The following is a 15,769-nucleotide window of genomic DNA, read 5'->3' on the forward strand; positions in this document are numbered from 1 at the left end:
CCGCATCCTCGTACGGCCGAACGAGGTGCCCGGAGGCAGCGGGGGCCAGGTCAGCCCGCGGCGCCGTACATCCGGTCGCCCGCGTCGCCCAGGCCGGGCACGATGTAGCCGTGCTCGTTGAGCCGTTCGTCGACCGACGCGGTGACCACGGTGACCGGCGTACCCGCCAGCTCGCGCTCCATCACCTCGACGCCCTCGGGCGCCGCCAGCAGGACGACGGCCGTCACATCGTCCGCACCGCGCTTGATCAGCTCCTGGATGGCCGCGACCAGCGTGCCGCCCGTGGCCAGCATCGGATCGAGGACGTACACCTGTCGGCCGGAAAGGTCCTCGGGCATGCGCGTCGCGTACGTGGACGCCTGAAGCGTCTCCTCGTTACGGATCATGCCCAGGAAGCCGACCTCGGCGGTCGGGAGCAGCCGCACCATGCCGTCGAGCATGCCGAGACCGGCGCGCAGGATCGGCACGACGAGCGGCCGGGGGTGCGAAAGCTTCACACCGGTCGTCCGCGTCACCGGGGTGTCGATGTCGACCTGCTCGGTGCGCACATCCCTGGTGGCCTCGTAGGCGAGCAGGGTGACCAGTTCGTCGGCGAGCCGCCGGAAGGTCGGGGAGTCGGTGCGCTTGTCGCGCAACGTGGTGAGTTTGTGCGCCACCAGCGGGTGGTCGACAACATGAATCCGCATGCCGTCAACAGTAACCGGGGCCCCCGAGTACCTGCGCTGGCATCAATCACCTGTTCGGAGGGAAGGTGGGGGCATACGGCCTCCCAGCCGTACCAGCCTTTCCCAGCCGTGGGGTGGTGTACCGATGCCGGACAGGGAGCAGGAGCGACGGGGGCGCAGGCCCCCGCCGGACACACGGGACCCGATGGCCGCGCGGACCGCGCAGGACACCCGGGGCGTGCAGGACATCCGGGGCGTACAGAACGCACAGGGCGCGCAGAGTCCGCAGAGTCCACGGACCGTGCGGGACGCGCCGGGGACCGGGACCGTGCGGGACACGCCGGAGCATCCGGAAAGTCCGGAGAGCGAGGCGGCGCGTCGGAGGCGACGCGCCCAGTTCCTGCGCGAACTCCACGAGGCGAAGCAGCTCCGCGAGCGCGTGCAGCCGCGCCGGGCGCGCGCGGCCCGGATGCGCCAAGCCATGCGGATGCGCACGTTCCGCTGGTAGTCGGCACTCCTGTGCCACGATCCGCTGTGAGTGGGTCTTGACGGAACTCATGGCCGACGCAACCGTGGAAGACGTCTCGCGGCGGCGCTGTTTCTGCCACGATTCCGATTGGGCGGGGCACAGAGCAGCCGGACCACCGTCTGCCCTCCCGTCGGACCGACACACCTATGACCAGTGGGAGAGTCACGGTGTACTTCGCCGCACTGCTCGCGCGCACCGAAGACGGGTGGGAAGCGAGCGACACGGAGCTCGACGATGTGGAGACCCTGTCCGACCTGACGGATCTGGCCCGAGATGCCTCGGTGGACGAGGACACGGTGCTCGTCTTCATCGAACAGGAGGACGCCTGGTTCGGCGTCATCCGGGTGGACGGTGAGGAGGACCCCCGTATCTACGTCTCGGACGCGTCCGCCGCCGCCCGCTCCTCGTACGGAGAGATCCTGCTCACCGATGAACTGCTCGGCCGCCGGCCGGGTGCCGCCGATGAAATCGCCGCCCTCGAAGAACTCGTCGATCTCGACGGTACGGAGGACGGCGAACCCGATACGACCGAGGCCACCGATGACGATGACGGAGCCGGGCTGCTCGCCGACGCCGACATCCCCGACCCCGATCCCGATGCCGTACCGACCGGCCCGCTCGGTGAGTCCGCGATCCTCGCCGATCTCGGCCTGCCCGAGCAGGATCTGCTGACGCTGCGGGAGGACGCCCTGGCGGAGATCGCGGAGGCGCTGGGAGCGGCCGAGGTCCTGGAGACCGTCCGTTAGGGTCCGCGGGTGACCGATGAACCCTCCGACGCACGGGTGCCACAAGCACCGTTCGCACCACCGACAGCGGAGCTGGCCCCGCGACCAGCGGGGTCAGCGGCACCGGCAACTCCACCGCACGACCCCGTGCGCGACCCGTGGCTGGCACCCATGCGGCGCGCACTGTCCGAGGCGGCACTGGCGGCGCGGGCCGGCGACGTCCCGGTCGGCGCCGTCGTGCTCGGCCCGGACGGGTCCGTGCTCGCCACGGGGCACAACGAGAGGGAAGCGGCGGGCGACCCGACCGCCCACGCCGAGGTGCTCGCCCTGCGACGGGCGGCCACCGCACTCGGCGCGTGGCGGCTGATCGACTGCACGCTCGTGGTCACCCTGGAGCCCTGCACGATGTGCGCGGGCGCGCTCGTGCAGTCCCGGATCGACCGAGTGGTCTACGGGGCCCGGGACGAGAAGGCGGGCGCGGCGGGATCGCTCTGGGACGTCGTGCGCGACCGGCGGCTGAACCACCGTCCCGAAGTGATCCACGGCGTGCTGGAGGAGGAGTGCGCCGCCCAGCTCACGGCCTTCTTCCGCAACCGCTGACCGCCCGCACCCGGCCGACGGACGGCCACCCCACGGCCATCGGCCGCCCGCTCCGGACCACCGAAGGTTTCGGCGAAGTGGATTTCGACCCACGGCCCCGATGGTCTAAGCTCTCTCTCGGTAGCGTGTCCGAGCGGCCGAAGGAGCTCGCCTCGAAAGCGAGTGTGGGGAGACTCACCGTGGGTTCAAATCCCACCGCTACCGCTCTTGTGAAAGGCCCGACGCATTGCGTCGGGCCTTTCGAGTTTGCGCCGGGACCTTCGGGTTCTCGGTAAGGGGGCGCACGTCCGGCCGTGCCCCGCACCGCACTTCTCGGCAGCGGCCGGGACCCGGCCACCCCGCACGACAACGTGGCCCCCACCGCCCGCCCGGTGTTCTCCGGGGGCGATGGGGGCCACGCGTCGTGCCGTCAGGTCGGGGGAAGCGGCGTCGGGGGGACAAGCCGCTTCCCCCGGTGAGGACAGGGCCGACGGCCCATGCCGCGGTCAGGGGGGAGTCGCGCGGCGCGGGCCTCGAAGACCCTGTCCCTCGCCCGCCGAATCCTCACGGTTCCGTCGGGCTCATCCCCATGGTGCGCGCTCGTGGACGCCGCCGGACCGGACGAAGGGCCCCGAGCGAAGGGTCCTTCGTCCTTGGTCCACCGATCGGTCGTCCCTGATTCCGGGAGCGGGCGCCCCTGGCCCCCGTACCGGGGGACAGCCCGAAGATCCGCCACAACCCTCCGCCCGAAACGATTCGTATGACTACAATCACCCGACCGCACAGGGGATGACCGGGGAGGCAGGGCTGAGATGGCGCTGGCGAAGAAGATCGCGCTCTACGTGATAGTGGTCTTCGTGCTGTACACGATCATCACATCCCCCGCCAGGGCGGCCGATCTGGTCCAGATAGGGTTCGAGGGCGTTTCGAGCGCCGCGCAGGGCGTCGGCGACTTCATGTCCGAACTCGTGAAGTAGGAGAACACCCGATGATCCGCCACCTGGTCCTGTTCAAGCTGAACGACGGCGTCGAGCGGGACGATCCGCGGGCCGTGGCCGGTGCACGGGCGTTCCAGGAACTCGAAGGTCAGATCCCCGAACTGGAGTTCTGGGAGTGCGCCTGGAACATCACCGACCGCCCGATCGCCTACGACTTCGCCATCAACTCCGCGGTCGCCGACGAGGCGGCCCTGAAGCGTTACGTGGAGCACCCGGCCCACCAGGCCGCGGCCGGGCAGTGGCGGGAGTTCGCCACCTGGGTGATCGCCGACTATCCCTTCTGACCCTTCCGGTCCTTCCGGTCCATTCGGCCCTTCTGATCGGCACCGTTCCCGACCCGCTTGTCCCGTCCCGCGTCGACGAAACCCCTCACCTCTCGGATGAGGGGCTTTTCCTTGTGTTTCAACCACCTTGCGGTCAACACGGCGTTATACGGTGCTTGCACACAGTGGACATGTCTTGTGATGCTATGACCGCTTTTGACGACTGAGTTGACCGTAGTTGACCGCAAAGGGGTGGCGACACCGTGCCGGCCAGTACAGCGCCTCAAGTGCCTCCCCAACACACCGAACCGACCCCGTCCCCGGAACCCGCGAAACCCGCCGCACACACCGAAGCAACCGTCTCCACCGCACCCGCCGAAGCACCCGTATCCGCACCTGCACCGGCATCCGCACCCGCATCCGCATCCGCATCCGCATCCGCCGAGACCGTCACGCTCACCGAGAACGCGCGGACCGCCCGGACCGCCCGGTTCACCCGCGCCTCCCAGCCCGCCCAGCCCGCCCAGGTCGTCCAACCCGTCCAGCCCGCCCAGGCCGCCCGGACCGCCGAACCCGTCGGGCTCGTCGAGACCGAGACGCCCGACAGCGGAGGTGACCGCGTCCGCACCCGGGGCGCCGACACCCGGGCACTGACCCAGGTGCTCTTCGGCCGCCTCAAGGACCTGGAGCCGGGCACCCCCGAGCACGGGAGGGTGCGGGCGGCGCTCATCGAGGCGAACCTGCCGCTCGTGCGGTACGCGGCCGCCCGCTTCCGGAGCCGTAACGAACCCATGGAGGACGTCGTCCAGGTGGGAACGATCGGTCTGATCAACGCCATCGACCGGTTCGATCCGGAACGCGGCGTGCAGTTCCCCACCTTCGCCATGCCGACCGTCGTCGGGGAGATCAAACGGTACTTCCGGGACAACGTCCGGACCGTCCACGTACCGCGTCGGCTGCATGAGCTCTGGGTCCAGGTCACCGGCGCCACCGAGGACCTGACGACCGCTCATGGCCGTTCCCCCACCACCGCGGAGATCGCCGAGCGGCTGAGGATCTCCGAGGACGAGGTGCTCGCCTGCATCGAGGCGGGCCGGTCGTACCACGCCACCTCGCTGGAAGCCGCGCAGGAGGGGGACGGACTGCCCGGTCTGCTGGACCGGCTCGGGTACGAGGACCCGGCGCTCGCCGGGGTGGAGCACCGCGATCTGGTGCGGCATCTGCTCGTACAACTGCCCGAACGCGAGCAACGCATCCTGCTGCTCCGCTACTACAGCAATCTGACCCAGTCCCAGATCAGTGCCGAACTGGGCGTCTCCCAGATGCATGTGTCAAGGCTGTTGGCCAGAAGCTTCGCGCGACTGCGGTCCGCAAATAGGATCGAAGCGTAACCGGAATGGGTAGACCCTCCTGAGCGGGGCTCAGGTCACCGACAAGGCTCACACCCCCTGTTTCCTGCGCAGACTTGGCGGAAACTTGTCGACATGTCACTACAGCGCGTTGCCGACATGTGACATTCTGCTGGAACCGCGTTTGCCGCAGCCCCGCCTCCGGTATTCAGGTGGAGGCTGCGTTCCTCCGATGGTCGCGGCCACCGCGACCGTCCGCGACCTCAAGGGGGTGGCATGTCCGTAGACCAGGGCAGCTCGAAGGTGCTCACGCTCACGAAGAGCGCTCCCGCACCTGAAGTGCTCACCAGCTCGCCGGAAGCCATCGACACCCGCACTCTGTCCCGTTCCCTGTTCCTCCGGCTCGCCGCACTGAGCGCCGAAGGAGCAGACAGCCCCGAGCGTGCCTATGTCCGCGACACGCTCATCGAGCTGAACCTCCCGCTGGTGCGTTACGCGGCGGCGCGGTTCCGGAGCCGCAACGAACCCATGGAGGACATCGTCCAGGTCGGAACGATCGGCCTGATCAAGGCGATCGACCGGTTCGACTGCGAACGGGGCGTGGAGTTCCCGACGTTCGCGATGCCGACGGTGGTCGGGGAGATCAAACGCTTCTTCCGGGACACGTCATGGTCGGTGCGGGTGCCGCGCCGGCTCCAGGAGCTGCGGCTCGCCCTCACCAAGACGAGCGACGAGCTGGCACAGAGACTCGACCGTTCGCCGACCGTGCCCGAACTGGCCCTGGCACTCGGGGTGTCGGAGGAGGACGTGGTCGACGGCCTGGCCGTCGGCAACGCCTACACCGCGTCCTCGCTGGACTCGCCCTCGCCCGAGGACGACGGCGGGGAGGGCTCGCTGGCGGACCGGCTGGGATACGAGGACGCGGCGCTGGAGGGCGTCGAGTACCGCGAGTCGCTGAAGCCCCTGCTGGCCAAACTGCCGCCCCGCGAACGGCAGATCATCATGCTGCGGTTCTTCGCCAACATGACGCAGTCGCAGATCGGGGAAGAGGTCGGCATCTCCCAGATGCACGTCTCGCGACTTCTGACGCGCACGCTGGCCCAGCTCAGAGAAGGGCTGATCGCCGACTGACCGCCGGCCGGCCGCTGACCGGCCGTCTGCCGGACGCGGTCCGAGACCGCTCGCTCCGGCTCCCTCACGGATATTTGCAGTGACGGTTCGCCAGCGCGTGTGACGTGAGGGGGCGGCGGTACGGGGCGGTGAGTCCGGGGTGAGTCCGGCTCGTACGACTGCTGGGGTCCGCCGGGCGCCGGAACGGCCCGTACCGGCGGTCTCACGGTGTCCGGGAGCACCGGGCGGTGCCGGAGAACGCCGTGCTCCGGGAACGCCGAGTCGGTGTGCCGGTACGTCCGTGGTGCGCGCGGTCGAATCCGGCCCCGGTGTCCGGTACGCCCCGGGTGCGCGCGGCCCGGCCCCGGCAGCGGCAGACATCCCGGCGCGGACCGCTCGGCACGGGCTGACCGGCAGCGACCGCTCGGCGCGGACCGCTCGGCACGGACCGCTCGGACGGGCGCAGGGCGCGCCCGGGGCGGCGGACCCTCCGCCTCTGTCCGGAGCATGCTCATCGGCGCCCCCGAGGCCATCCCCGGTGGCGCGTGCGATCGGCTCCCGGGGCGGCGGTCGGCCCGGGAGGGCCGCCGGTCAGCCCAGGGCGAGCCAGGCGACCGCGCCGAGGACGACGATCACGGCGACGACAGCGGCGATCACCCCGACCCTCGGTCCGGAGGAGACCGCCTGCTGCGGCCGGCGCTGCGGCTCGCCGTCGTCCACGAAGGCGCGGAACATCTGCGTATTGCCGGCCGGGTCGGGATTGCCCTCGGGACCCTGCGGGGCGTGGGGGTTGTGTGCCATGGGGCAGGACCCTAGCGAACTCAGGAGTAGGTCCCAACCCCCGGGTGCCACAAGGGGACAGGCGTCCGCGGCCTTCGATCAGGGGTTCCGGCGCCGTTGAGGCCCGCAGCGCACCCGTACCGGTCATCTCCCGTCCCGTACAAGGGAGTTGCGCGGCAGAAGCGTCGACGCGACATCCGTACACACTTCCGTACGTTCACCGTCCCGGACGCGCCGTGTGGCGCGACACACATTCGTCGCCCGGGGCCCGCGCGCACGCTGGGCCTTTGACTCGTCCCCTACGCAGCCTTTTGCGTTCCTTTACTTCCGCAAGCCCCATTTCATTTGCCTGTAGCAACCAATCGCTTCTACGGTTGCCCTAAGCAACGAGATGTCTGGGGGTAGCCCGTGGCCGCACGGAGTCAGTACGAGGAACTGGCCCGGCAGCTCAGCGTCGTCGGCGCCATCAAACGAGGAATCGCTCGCGTTCTTCCCGCCGAGTGCCCCGGTGGCTCCGCGGCCGTGCTGACCCTTCTCGACCACCACGGCGAGATGCGGATCAGCCGGCTCGCCGAGCTGCTGTCCGTCGACATCTCGGTGACCAGCCGCCATGTCGCCCATGTGGCCGACCGGGGCTGGATCGAGCGGTCCCCGGACCCCGCGGACAAGCGGTCCCGCATCCTGCGGCTGACCCCCGCGGGCCAGGGCGTGCTCGGCGACCTGAACCGCCGGAGCACCGAAATGTTCGCCCGCAACCTGCGGGAATGGTCCGACGACGAGGTCGGACAGCTCAACACGTTGCTGGCCAGGCTGCGCGACAGCTTCGTCTGCGGCGCACCGTGCGGATGCGCTCCGGGCAGGCACGACAGCAACTGCCGCGACCGGCCGTACGAGGCCCCCGACGGCTCACCGGACCTCAGAGGCGTCGAGGACGCCAGGAACACCGGAAAGACAGCGGCCGCCGAGAGCGCCGGGGACACCCCCGCGGCGGGCGGCTCCGAGAATTCGTACACCCGTACACCCCTGTAACAGAAGCAGAGACAAGGATTTCAATGGCTACGACCACACCAACCGGTGTGCGGGGCGGCCACGCCAAGCACGGGGCGTCCGACGCTCCCGACGGCACGCCGATGACTCACCGGCAGATCATGGAAGCGCTGACCGGGCTGCTGCTCGGCATGTTCGTCGCGATCCTGTCGTCGACGGTGGTCTCCAACGCCCTGCCGGAGATCATCTCCGACCTCGGCGGCGGCCAGAGCGCCTACACCTGGGTCGTCACGGCCTCGCTGCTGGCCATGACCGCCACGACCCCTCTGTGGGGCAAGCTCTCCGACCTGTTCAGCAAGAAGCTGCTGGTCCAGATAGCCCTGGTCATCTATGTGGCGGGCTCGGTCGTCGCCGGTCTGTCGCAGAGCAGCGGCATGCTGATCGTCTGCCGTGTCGTCCAGGGCGTCGGCGTCGGCGGTCTCTCCGCCCTCGCGCAGATCGTGATGGCCGCCATGATCGCCCCGCGTGAGCGTGGCCGGTACAGCGGCTACCTCGGTGCGGTCTTCGCCGTCGCCACCGTCGGTGGCCCGCTGCTCGGCGGTGTCATCACCGACACCAGCTGGATGGGCTGGCGCTGGTGCTTCTACGTCGGCGTGCCGTTCGCCGTCGTCGCGCTGATCGTGCTCCAGAAGACCCTGAAGCTCCCCGTCGTCAAGCGTGAGGTCAAGGTCGACTGGTGGGGCGCGTTCTTCATCAGCGCCGCGGTCTCCCTGCTGCTCCTCTGGGTGACCTTCGCGGGCGACAAGTACGACTGGATGTCCTGGCAGACCGGCGTGATGCTCGCGGGTTCGCTGGTGCTGGCGCTGCTGTTCCTGTTCATCGAGTCCAAGGCCCGTGAGCCGATCATCCCGCTGCGGCTCTTCCGTAACCGTACGATCACCCTCGCCTCGGCGGCCTCGCTGTTCGTCGGCATCGGGATGTTCGCGGGCACGATCTTCTTCAGCCAGTACTTCCAGCTGGCGCGCGGCAAGTCGCCGACGATGTCCGGTGTGATGACGATCCCGATGATCACGGGTCTGTTCGTCTCCTCGACCGTCTCCGGTCAGATCATCACCAAGACCGGTCGCTGGAAGGTCTGGCTGGTCAGCGGTGGGTTCCTGCTGACCGGTGGGCTCGGGATGCTGGGCACCATCCGGTACGACACCCCGTACTGGCACGTCGCGATCTTCATGGCCGTGATGGGCCTCGGCATCGGCATGATGATGCAGAACCTGGTGCTCGCCACGCAGAACCAGGTCGACCCGTCCGACCTCGGCGCGGCCAGCTCCGTCGTCACGTTCTTCCGTTCGCTCGGTGGTGCGATCGGGGTCTCGGCCCTGGGCGCGGTGCTCGGCACCCGGGTCACGCAGTACGTCAAGGACGGCCTCGCCGACCTCGGTCCGGAGGGCGCCGCCCTGGGCCACGGCGGGACCGGTGGCGGGGGCATCCCCGACCTGAAGACGCTGCCCGCGCCGTTCCGCACGGTCGTGGAGGCCGCGTACGGGCACGGTGTGGCCGATGTCTTCCTCTACGCGGCTCCGGCCGCGCTGGTCGCCTTCCTGCTGACCATCTTCATCAAGGAGGTCGCCCTGAAGTCGCGGGCGGCCAACGACGCCCCGGCCCCGGCCGAGACGTCCGTGGGCGCCGGGGACGTTCCGGCGGCGGCCGGTGCCGCGCCCTCGCTCGACAAGGTTCCGGCGGACGCGCTCGTCGGGGCCGGGGAAGCGGACGCGCGGGGCTCCGCCGGCGCGCGGGCGTCCGAGGGTGCCGCACCGGTCACCTCGGCCGACACCCTGCGCCTGGGCGGCGGCGCCTCCGGTGCGGGGACCGTGCGCGGCTCCCGGATCAGCGGTGTGGTGCGCGGCGCCGAGAGCGCGCCCGTCGCGCGGGCCGCCGTCACGCTGATCTCGCTGGAGGGCCGACAGCTCGGACGCGGGGTCGCCCAGGCCGACGGCGGATACGCCGTGGACGCGCCCGGCTCGGGTTCGTACGTCCTGATCGCGTCCGCCGACGGCTTCCAGCCGCAGGCGTCGACCGTGGTCGTGGGCGACGAGCCGGTGGCGTACGACATCCTGCTGGCCGGTACGAGTGGCCTGGCCGGGACCGTCCGGGCCGCCGACAGCGGCCTCCCGATCGGTGGCGCGATGGTGATCGTGACCGATGTGCGGGGCGATGTGCTGGCGACCGGCGCGTCGGACGAGACCGGTGAGTTCGTCTTCGGGGAGCTGATTCCCGGAGCGGTGACCGTCGCGGTGAACGCGGCCGGGTTCCGTCCGCTGGCGCTGCCGGTGGAGATCGGCGGCCAGGGGGTCACCCGGGTCGACGCCGCGCTCCTGGCCGGTGCGCTGGTCCAGGGTGTCGTACGCGGAGGGGCCGCGCGGACACCGCTGCCCGACGCCCGCGTGACCCTGGTCGACGCGGCCGGGAACGTGATCGCCACGGCGACGACCGGGGAGGACGGGGCGTACGCCTTCGCCGACCTGGACGCGGGCGAGTACACGGTCATCGCGACCGGCTTCCCGCCGGTCGCCGGATCGCTGACCGTGGCCGGTCCCGGAGTCGACGGTCACGACATCGAGCTGGCCCACCCGGGCGAGTAGTTCCGGGGGCCACGGCACCAGCCGGCTCCCCGACCACTCGTACGAGTGAACACAGACCCCTGGCGGGACGGCGTTTCGCGCGGAGACGCTGTCCATGCCGGTGGAAATGGGCCCCGGCGGTGGGGACGACAGGCAGGGGACGGCCTGTCGTCCCCACCCCGGGGCCCGACTACTTCCCCATCGGCGGCACCGGGACACCGGGCGCCACCGGACAACCGGGTCCAGACGCCGTCGGGTACGCAGGCGCCGTCGGGTGCCACCGGGAGCACCGGGTCCCCGGGACCACCGGGACCACCGGGACCACCGGGACCACCGACGAAACCGGTACCGCCCGGCCCACCCGGGGCCCCGGCGCAGTCCGTGCCCCGCGCCCCGTGTCCCGGCGTATCAACACCACTGGCAACACCGCGTCATTTCGACAAGGAGAGAAAACGGGATGGGACTTCGCGCACAGGTACGGACGCGGGACGGCTGGGCGGTCCAGCACGCGGTCGTGACGGTCACGGACATGACCGGCACACAGGTGCTGCGGGCCGAGGCCGACGAGGACGGGGCGGTCGCCACCGATGCCCCGCTGCCGGCCGGCGCGTACACGGTGATCGTGACGGCGGTCGGATACGCCCCCGCCGCTTCCACCGCCCTCGTCACCGCGAGCGGCCGGGCCGAGGCGGGCACCGTGGTGCTGGCCCGGCAGGGCGGTGTCGAGCTGCCGCCGCCGGGCACCTGGTCGCTGGACCCGGCGCACTCCTCGGTCGGCGCGGTCGCGCAGCACCTGGGGATCTCCAGCGTGCGCGGCCGGTTCACCGAGTTCGGCGGCCGGATCGAGATCGCGGAGGACGTCGAGCGGTCCCGGGTCGACGCCGTCATCGGCGCGGCCAGCATCGACACCGGCAACGGAATGCGCGACAAGCACCTGCGGTCGACGGACTTCCTGGACGTGGAACGGTTCCCGGAGATCACGTACCGCTCCACCGCCCTGACGCCCGCCGGACCCGACCGCTGGACCGTGAGCGGCGAGCTGACGCTGCACGGTGTCGCACGCCAGGTGGACCTGGACCTCAGCTATCTGGGGACCGGTCCCGACCCGTGGGGCGGGGTGCGGGCGGCCTTCCGCGCCACCACCGACCTGCGCCGCGACGACTTCGCGATGAACTACAACCAGGTCGTGCAGGCGGGCATCTCCGCGATCGGCACGACACTGCGGGTGGAACTGGACATCCAGGCGGTACAGGGCGACGCGCTGCCGTCGTAGTCCGCACGTCCGTCCGAGCGCTGTATTCGAATGACCGTACGAATTCAGGCTGCGGGCATCGGCAGTGGCGGAAGGGGCCGGACGGTGGCGAGAATCCCTCGTCGCCGCCCGGCCCTTGTCACTGCCGGATCGTAGGCTTGGGACATGGCACCCTCCATCGCGTCCAACACCGCCGTCACGCTCGACGAGTTGCTGGCGTTCGTACGGCCCAGGCACCGGGCGGTCCTGCTGACCACCCGGTCCGACGGGAGGCCCCAGGGCTCCCCGCTGACCTGCGGGGTCGACGACGCGGGACGGATCGTCATGTCGACGTACCCCGAACGGGCCAAGACCCGTAACGCCAGGAGGGACGAGCGGGTGAGCGTGATCGTCCTCTCGGACGAGTGGAACGGCCCGTGGGTCCAGATCGACGGCTCGGCCGAGGTGATCGACTCGCCGGACTCCGTCGAACCGCTCGTCGAGTACTTCCGGAACATCTCGGGCGAGCACCCGGACTGGGACGAGTACCGCGCGGCGATGGTGAAGCAGGGCAAGTCGATCATCCGGGTCACTCCGGAGCGGTGGGGCCCGGTCGCCACGGGCGGATTCCCGGCCCGCCTGGCGTCGGACGACTGACAGCCGGGGGCGGCGACCGGACACCCAGCACCGGGCGTCCCGCACCCGGCATCCCGTACGCCAACGCGCGGGCACCCGGCCCGCCGGCCGCTACCGCCCGCCCGCCGCCTGCCCTTGGCCCTGGTCCTGCGCCCGGCCCTGGGCGTCACCCCGGCCCTGCTCCGTCCCCGTCCCCGTACCCGTGCCGAATCCCGACCCGTCCCGGCGCATCGTCTCGATGCCCGCGATCAGTACGTTCAACGCGACCTCGAAGTCCCGCTCGCGCATCTCCTCCACCGTGTCACCACCGCGCGCCTCCATCCGGTCCTGCGCGGCTTCGAGTGCGCCGCGCAGTTTCGGCTCGGCCAGGATCGTGCCCATGGCCTGCTGGAAGAACGCGTCCTGGCTGAGCCCGGCCGCCGCGGCATGCTGGGCGAAGTGGCCCTCGATGGTGCCGAATCCGTACACGAACTGGAAGACCGCGGAGAGCGCGCCCGTCCGCTGCCGCGGCGGCAGCCCGGTGGCCCGGACGACGTCCTGGACCGAGTACGCGAACAGCATCGCGTGCGGGCCGATGTTGAGGAAGTGGCCGATCAGCGATGACACCCAGACATGACGGACCAGCAACCCGCGGTAGCTGGCGGCGAGTTCGCGCAGGCCGACGCGCCAGTCGGTGTTCTCGCCCGGCGACTCGATCTCGCTGTGGACCGAGTCGAGGGCGAGTTCCAGGAGGTCGTCCTTGGTGTCGACGTACCAGTAGAGGGACATCGCGGTGACGTCCAGCTCGGCGGCCAGCCTGCGCATGGAGAACTTGGCCAGGCCCTCGGCGTCCAGCAGCCGGACCGAGGCCGCGGTGATCCTCTCCCGGTCGAGGCCGGTGGGCTGAGCGGACCGGCGACTGCGCGACGGGGTCCGCCGGTCCAGCCAGACACTGGCTCGTGCGGGATTGTTCACTCGGTCGGCCGCGGACACCATGGCGTACTCTCCTCGTCTTGCCGGCGGGGACGTACCGGGTACGGGCCGATACGAGCCGGACGCATGTGCCGGGCACGCGACCGGTCACGGACCCGAGTACCCACCGGGCGCGTACCGGATACCGCCCGGCCCGCCACCGGCTGCCGACCGGTCACGCACCGCCCGCGGAAGCCGGACGCGTGGCCGCAGCACCCTGGACGCGTACCGGACGCGTGCTGTCCGGTACGCCCCACCTGATGCTATGCCGCCGATACGGGCGAGTCCCCTGGAGCCCCCCTGGGGCCCTTCCGTTTGGATCAGGCCGGGTTCGCGGGCTCTCGCACCGCACCTCGCGGCGTTGTCGTCGGTCGGCACGGCTCCGCCATGACTCCCTCCTCCGCCTCACGACGCACGGCACCGGCCCGCTCCCTGATCCGGCCCGAGATCCGGCCCGAGATCCGGACGAGAGACCCTAAGCCCCCTGGGCCCCGTCCGGGGACACGTCCGGAATCGCATCCGGCGACGTACCCGAAGGCGCGCCCTGAGCCCTGTCCGCCGCCGGACCCGGCTGTCCGGCCGACTGCTCCGTCCGCTCCGACCGCTCGTGCTGTCCCGACCGCTCGTGCTGTCCCGCCCGCTCGTGCTGTTCCGCGCGTCGCAGCAGTACGGCGGCGAGCAGCCCGCCCGCGAGCACCGCCACCGCGCCGACCAGCTGGCTGGTCGCGAGACCGGAGGCGAAGGCGTCCGTGATCCGCTGCCGCTCCGCTTCGCCGGTCGCCGCGGCGAGGGCGGCGGGCAGTGAGGCGGCTCCGACCGCGGCGGGGACGAGGGTGGCGAACCGGGAGTTCAGTACGGCTCCGAGCACCGCGACCCCGAGGCCGTTTCCGAATTCGGCGAGGGTTCCGTTGATCCCGGCGCCGACGCCCGCCTTCTCCTGCGGGATGGCGCTCATGATGGCGTTGGCCATGGCGGGCATGGCCATCGCGATGCCCGCGCCCATCACGACCAGCCCGAGCAGCATGCCGCCGTAGCCGTCCCGGCCGAGCAGGGCGATGGCCGCGAGACCGGCGGCGAGCAGCCCCATGCCGGAGGCGATGGTGACGGGGGTGCCCAGTTTCGGCACCAGCCTGGCCCCCAGCCCGGTGAGGTTGAGCGCGACGACGCTGAGCGCGAGCGGCGCCGTCCGCAGACCGGCCTCCAGCGGCCCGTACCCGAGCACGAACTGAAGTTGCTGGGTGAGCAGGAACAGCGAACCGCCCATGCCGAAGGCGACCAGGATCGCGCCCGCGACCGCGCCGACGAACTTCTGGTTCCGGAAGAAGTGCATGTCCAGCATCGGGTACGGGATGTGCAGCTCCCACAGCGCGAACCCGGTCAGCACGGTCACTCCGATGAACGCGGCCAGCAGGACCCGGCCGGACGTCCAGCCGTGCGCGGGGCCGGAGATGATCGCGTACACGGTGGCGGCCATGCCGACGGTGGAGAGCAGCGCGCCCAGCAGATCGGGCCGGTCGCCGTGCGGATTGCGGGATTCCGGTACGAGCCGGACCACGGCGATCAGGCCGATGACGGCGACCGGGATGTTGATCAGGAAGATCGCGCCCCACCAGAAGTGGTCGAGCATCACCCCGCCGATCAGCGGTCCCACGGCGAAGCCGAGCATGCTGACGGTCGACCAGATGCCGATCGCCTTGATCCGCTCGCTGTCGTCGAAGATCTGCATGACGACCGCAAGGGTCGTGGTCATCAGCAGCGCGCCGCCGACCCCCATGCCCGCGCGGGCGGCGATCAACTGGCCCGCCGACTGGGCGAGTCCGGCTCCCAGCGAGCCGATCCCGAACAGGGCGAGTCCGGCGACCAGCATCTTCTTGCGGCCGTAGCGGTCGGCGGAACTGCCCGCGGTGAGCAGGAGCCCTGACTGGACGAGCGAGTACGCGTTGATCATCCACTGCACATCGGCGGTGGCCGCGTGCAGATCGGCGGTGAGGGAGGGGATCGCGACGTTGAGGACGGTGTTGTCGAGGAGCACGGTGAGCTGGGCGAGACAGATGACGCCGAGGATCAGCCAGCGCTGGGGGTGTCCTCGGGGAGTGAGGGGTTGCTGCTCAGCAGCGGTGGCCGTCATGGTGCGGGCTCCTTGAACTCGTACAGCTGGAACGGGCGGCTGGAACGGGCGGCTGAAGGAACGACGGGAAGGGACAACGGCGCCGGGCGACCTGGACCCGGACGGCCGGGGCGAAGTGATCCCCACACGCCTCCCCATACGCCGTACGGGAATCTGCCATACACCGTAAAGCAACTCCCGTACGGCGTACAAGCGCTTTTCCGCGGGTACGGTCCCCGAC

At 70.6% G+C, this 15,769-nt stretch carries 14 protein-coding genes, 1 tRNA gene and 1 pseudogene; 12 read left to right on the top strand and 4 right to left on the bottom strand.

Translation table 11 applies throughout. The features are described 5' to 3' along the window. Positions 1-50 precede the first annotated feature (50 nt). The gene (gene upp, locus PZB75_RS14430) at positions 51-686 is read right to left on the bottom strand and encodes a uracil phosphoribosyltransferase (RefSeq protein WP_275535699.1); all 636 of its coding nucleotides are present in this window, start codon (positions 684-686) and stop codon (positions 51-53) included. A gap of 184 nt (positions 687-870) precedes the next feature. Between upp and PZB75_RS14435 the strand changes: the two genes are divergently transcribed. The 8 genes from PZB75_RS14435 (at position 871) to PZB75_RS14470 (ending at position 6,239) form a co-directional block, all read left to right on the top strand. Next, complete coding sequence (locus tag PZB75_RS14435) at positions 871-1,173, top strand: hypothetical protein (protein ID WP_275538710.1); 303 nt, start codon at positions 871-873, stop codon at positions 1,171-1,173. A gap of 188 nt (positions 1,174-1,361) precedes the next feature. Next, entirely contained in the window at positions 1,362-1,940 is a 579-nt protein-coding gene (locus tag PZB75_RS14440) for a hypothetical protein (protein ID WP_275538711.1), read from the top strand. A 150-nt stretch (positions 1,941-2,090) separates the two neighbouring features. After that, positions 2,091-2,519: a tRNA adenosine(34) deaminase TadA gene (gene tadA / locus PZB75_RS14445; protein WP_275535700.1), complete on the top strand. Its 429-nt coding sequence runs from the start codon at positions 2,091-2,093 to the stop codon at positions 2,517-2,519. A 119-nt stretch (positions 2,520-2,638) separates the two neighbouring features. Continuing rightward, positions 2,639-2,723: transfer RNA gene (locus PZB75_RS14450), tRNA-Ser, on the top strand. 587 nt (positions 2,724-3,310) lie between these two features. Beyond that, complete coding sequence (locus PZB75_RS14455) at positions 3,311-3,475, top strand: hypothetical protein (protein WP_275535701.1); 165 nt, start codon at positions 3,311-3,313, stop codon at positions 3,473-3,475. Positions 3,476-3,486: 11 nt separating this feature from the next. Continuing rightward, positions 3,487-3,780, top strand: a complete 294-nt coding sequence (locus PZB75_RS14460; RefSeq protein ID WP_275535702.1) for a Dabb family protein — start codon at positions 3,487-3,489, stop codon at positions 3,778-3,780. A gap of 266 nt (positions 3,781-4,046) precedes the next feature. Then, positions 4,047-5,150, top strand: a complete 1,104-nt coding sequence (locus PZB75_RS14465) for an RNA polymerase sigma factor SigF (protein ID WP_275535703.1) — start codon at positions 4,047-4,049, stop codon at positions 5,148-5,150. A 234-nt stretch (positions 5,151-5,384) separates the two neighbouring features. Next, positions 5,385-6,239 (top strand): RNA polymerase sigma factor SigF, encoded by an 855-nt coding sequence (locus PZB75_RS14470; protein ID WP_275535704.1) that lies wholly within the window; start codon positions 5,385-5,387, stop codon positions 6,237-6,239. A 570-nt stretch (positions 6,240-6,809) separates the two neighbouring features. Here the strand turns inward: PZB75_RS14470 and PZB75_RS14475 are convergent. Next, entirely contained in the window at positions 6,810-7,019 is a 210-nt protein-coding gene (locus PZB75_RS14475) for a hypothetical protein (RefSeq protein ID WP_275535705.1), read from the bottom strand. Between the two features lie 387 nt (positions 7,020-7,406). On the opposite strand from PZB75_RS14475, the pseudogene PZB75_RS14480 reads away from it, so the two are divergent. From PZB75_RS14480 to PZB75_RS14495, 4 genes and pseudogenes are all read left to right on the top strand, one after another. After that, positions 7,407-7,862 (top strand): annotated as a pseudogene (locus PZB75_RS14480) (MarR family transcriptional regulator); the annotation flags it as partial. A 188-nt stretch (positions 7,863-8,050) separates the two neighbouring features. Beyond that, positions 8,051-10,624: an MFS transporter gene (locus PZB75_RS14485; protein WP_275535706.1), complete on the top strand. Its 2,574-nt coding sequence runs from the start codon at positions 8,051-8,053 to the stop codon at positions 10,622-10,624. Between the two features lie 436 nt (positions 10,625-11,060). After that, positions 11,061-11,876 carry a YceI family protein gene (locus PZB75_RS14490; RefSeq protein WP_275535707.1) on the top strand — a complete coding sequence of 272 codons (816 nt, stop codon included), beginning with the start codon at positions 11,061-11,063 and terminating at the stop codon, positions 11,874-11,876. A gap of 144 nt (positions 11,877-12,020) precedes the next feature. Continuing rightward, positions 12,021-12,491 carry a PPOX class F420-dependent oxidoreductase gene (locus PZB75_RS14495; protein ID WP_275535708.1) on the top strand — a complete coding sequence of 157 codons (471 nt, stop codon included), beginning with the start codon at positions 12,021-12,023 and terminating at the stop codon, positions 12,489-12,491. A gap of 90 nt (positions 12,492-12,581) precedes the next feature. Here PZB75_RS14495 and PZB75_RS14500 read toward each other — a convergent pair whose 3' ends face one another. Both PZB75_RS14500 and PZB75_RS14505 read right to left on the bottom strand, forming a co-directional pair. Beyond that, positions 12,582-13,445 (bottom strand): TetR/AcrR family transcriptional regulator, encoded by an 864-nt coding sequence (locus PZB75_RS14500; protein ID WP_275535709.1) that lies wholly within the window; start codon positions 13,443-13,445, stop codon positions 12,582-12,584. A 451-nt stretch (positions 13,446-13,896) separates the two neighbouring features. Next, positions 13,897-15,549 carry an MFS transporter gene (locus PZB75_RS14505; RefSeq protein WP_275535710.1) on the bottom strand — a complete coding sequence of 551 codons (1,653 nt, stop codon included), beginning with the start codon at positions 15,547-15,549 and terminating at the stop codon, positions 13,897-13,899. Positions 15,550-15,769 lie beyond the last annotated feature (220 nt).

The organism is Streptomyces sp. AM 4-1-1, from assembly GCF_029167625.1.
Taxonomy (GTDB): Bacteria; Actinomycetota; Actinomycetes; order Streptomycetales; family Streptomycetaceae; genus Streptomyces.

Bases quoted from the DNA above. Each gene is read 5' to 3' on its own strand.
- PZB75_RS14435 (WP_275538710.1), top strand. From the start codon at position 871: ATGGCCGCGCGGACCGCGCAGGACACCCGGGGCGTGCAGGACATCCGG.
- upp (WP_275535699.1), bottom strand. From the start codon at position 686: ATGCGGATTCATGTTGTCGACCACCCGCTGGTGGCGCACAAACTCACC.
- PZB75_RS14505 (WP_275535710.1), bottom strand. From the start codon at position 15,549: ATGACGGCCACCGCTGCTGAGCAGCAACCCCTCACTCCCCGAGGACAC.
- PZB75_RS14470 (WP_275535704.1), top strand. From the start codon at position 5,385: ATGTCCGTAGACCAGGGCAGCTCGAAGGTGCTCACGCTCACGAAGAGC.
- tadA (WP_275535700.1), top strand. From the start codon at position 2,091: ATGCGGCGCGCACTGTCCGAGGCGGCACTGGCGGCGCGGGCCGGCGAC.
- PZB75_RS14500 (WP_275535709.1), bottom strand. From the start codon at position 13,445: ATGGTGTCCGCGGCCGACCGAGTGAACAATCCCGCACGAGCCAGTGTC.
- PZB75_RS14495 (WP_275535708.1), top strand. From the start codon at position 12,021: ATGGCACCCTCCATCGCGTCCAACACCGCCGTCACGCTCGACGAGTTG.
- PZB75_RS14485 (WP_275535706.1), top strand. From the start codon at position 8,051: ATGGCTACGACCACACCAACCGGTGTGCGGGGCGGCCACGCCAAGCAC.
- PZB75_RS14460 (WP_275535702.1), top strand. From the start codon at position 3,487: ATGATCCGCCACCTGGTCCTGTTCAAGCTGAACGACGGCGTCGAGCGG.
- PZB75_RS14490 (WP_275535707.1), top strand. From the start codon at position 11,061: ATGGGACTTCGCGCACAGGTACGGACGCGGGACGGCTGGGCGGTCCAG.
- PZB75_RS14455 (WP_275535701.1), top strand. From the start codon at position 3,311: ATGGCGCTGGCGAAGAAGATCGCGCTCTACGTGATAGTGGTCTTCGTG.
- PZB75_RS14475 (WP_275535705.1), bottom strand. From the start codon at position 7,019: ATGGCACACAACCCCCACGCCCCGCAGGGTCCCGAGGGCAATCCCGAC.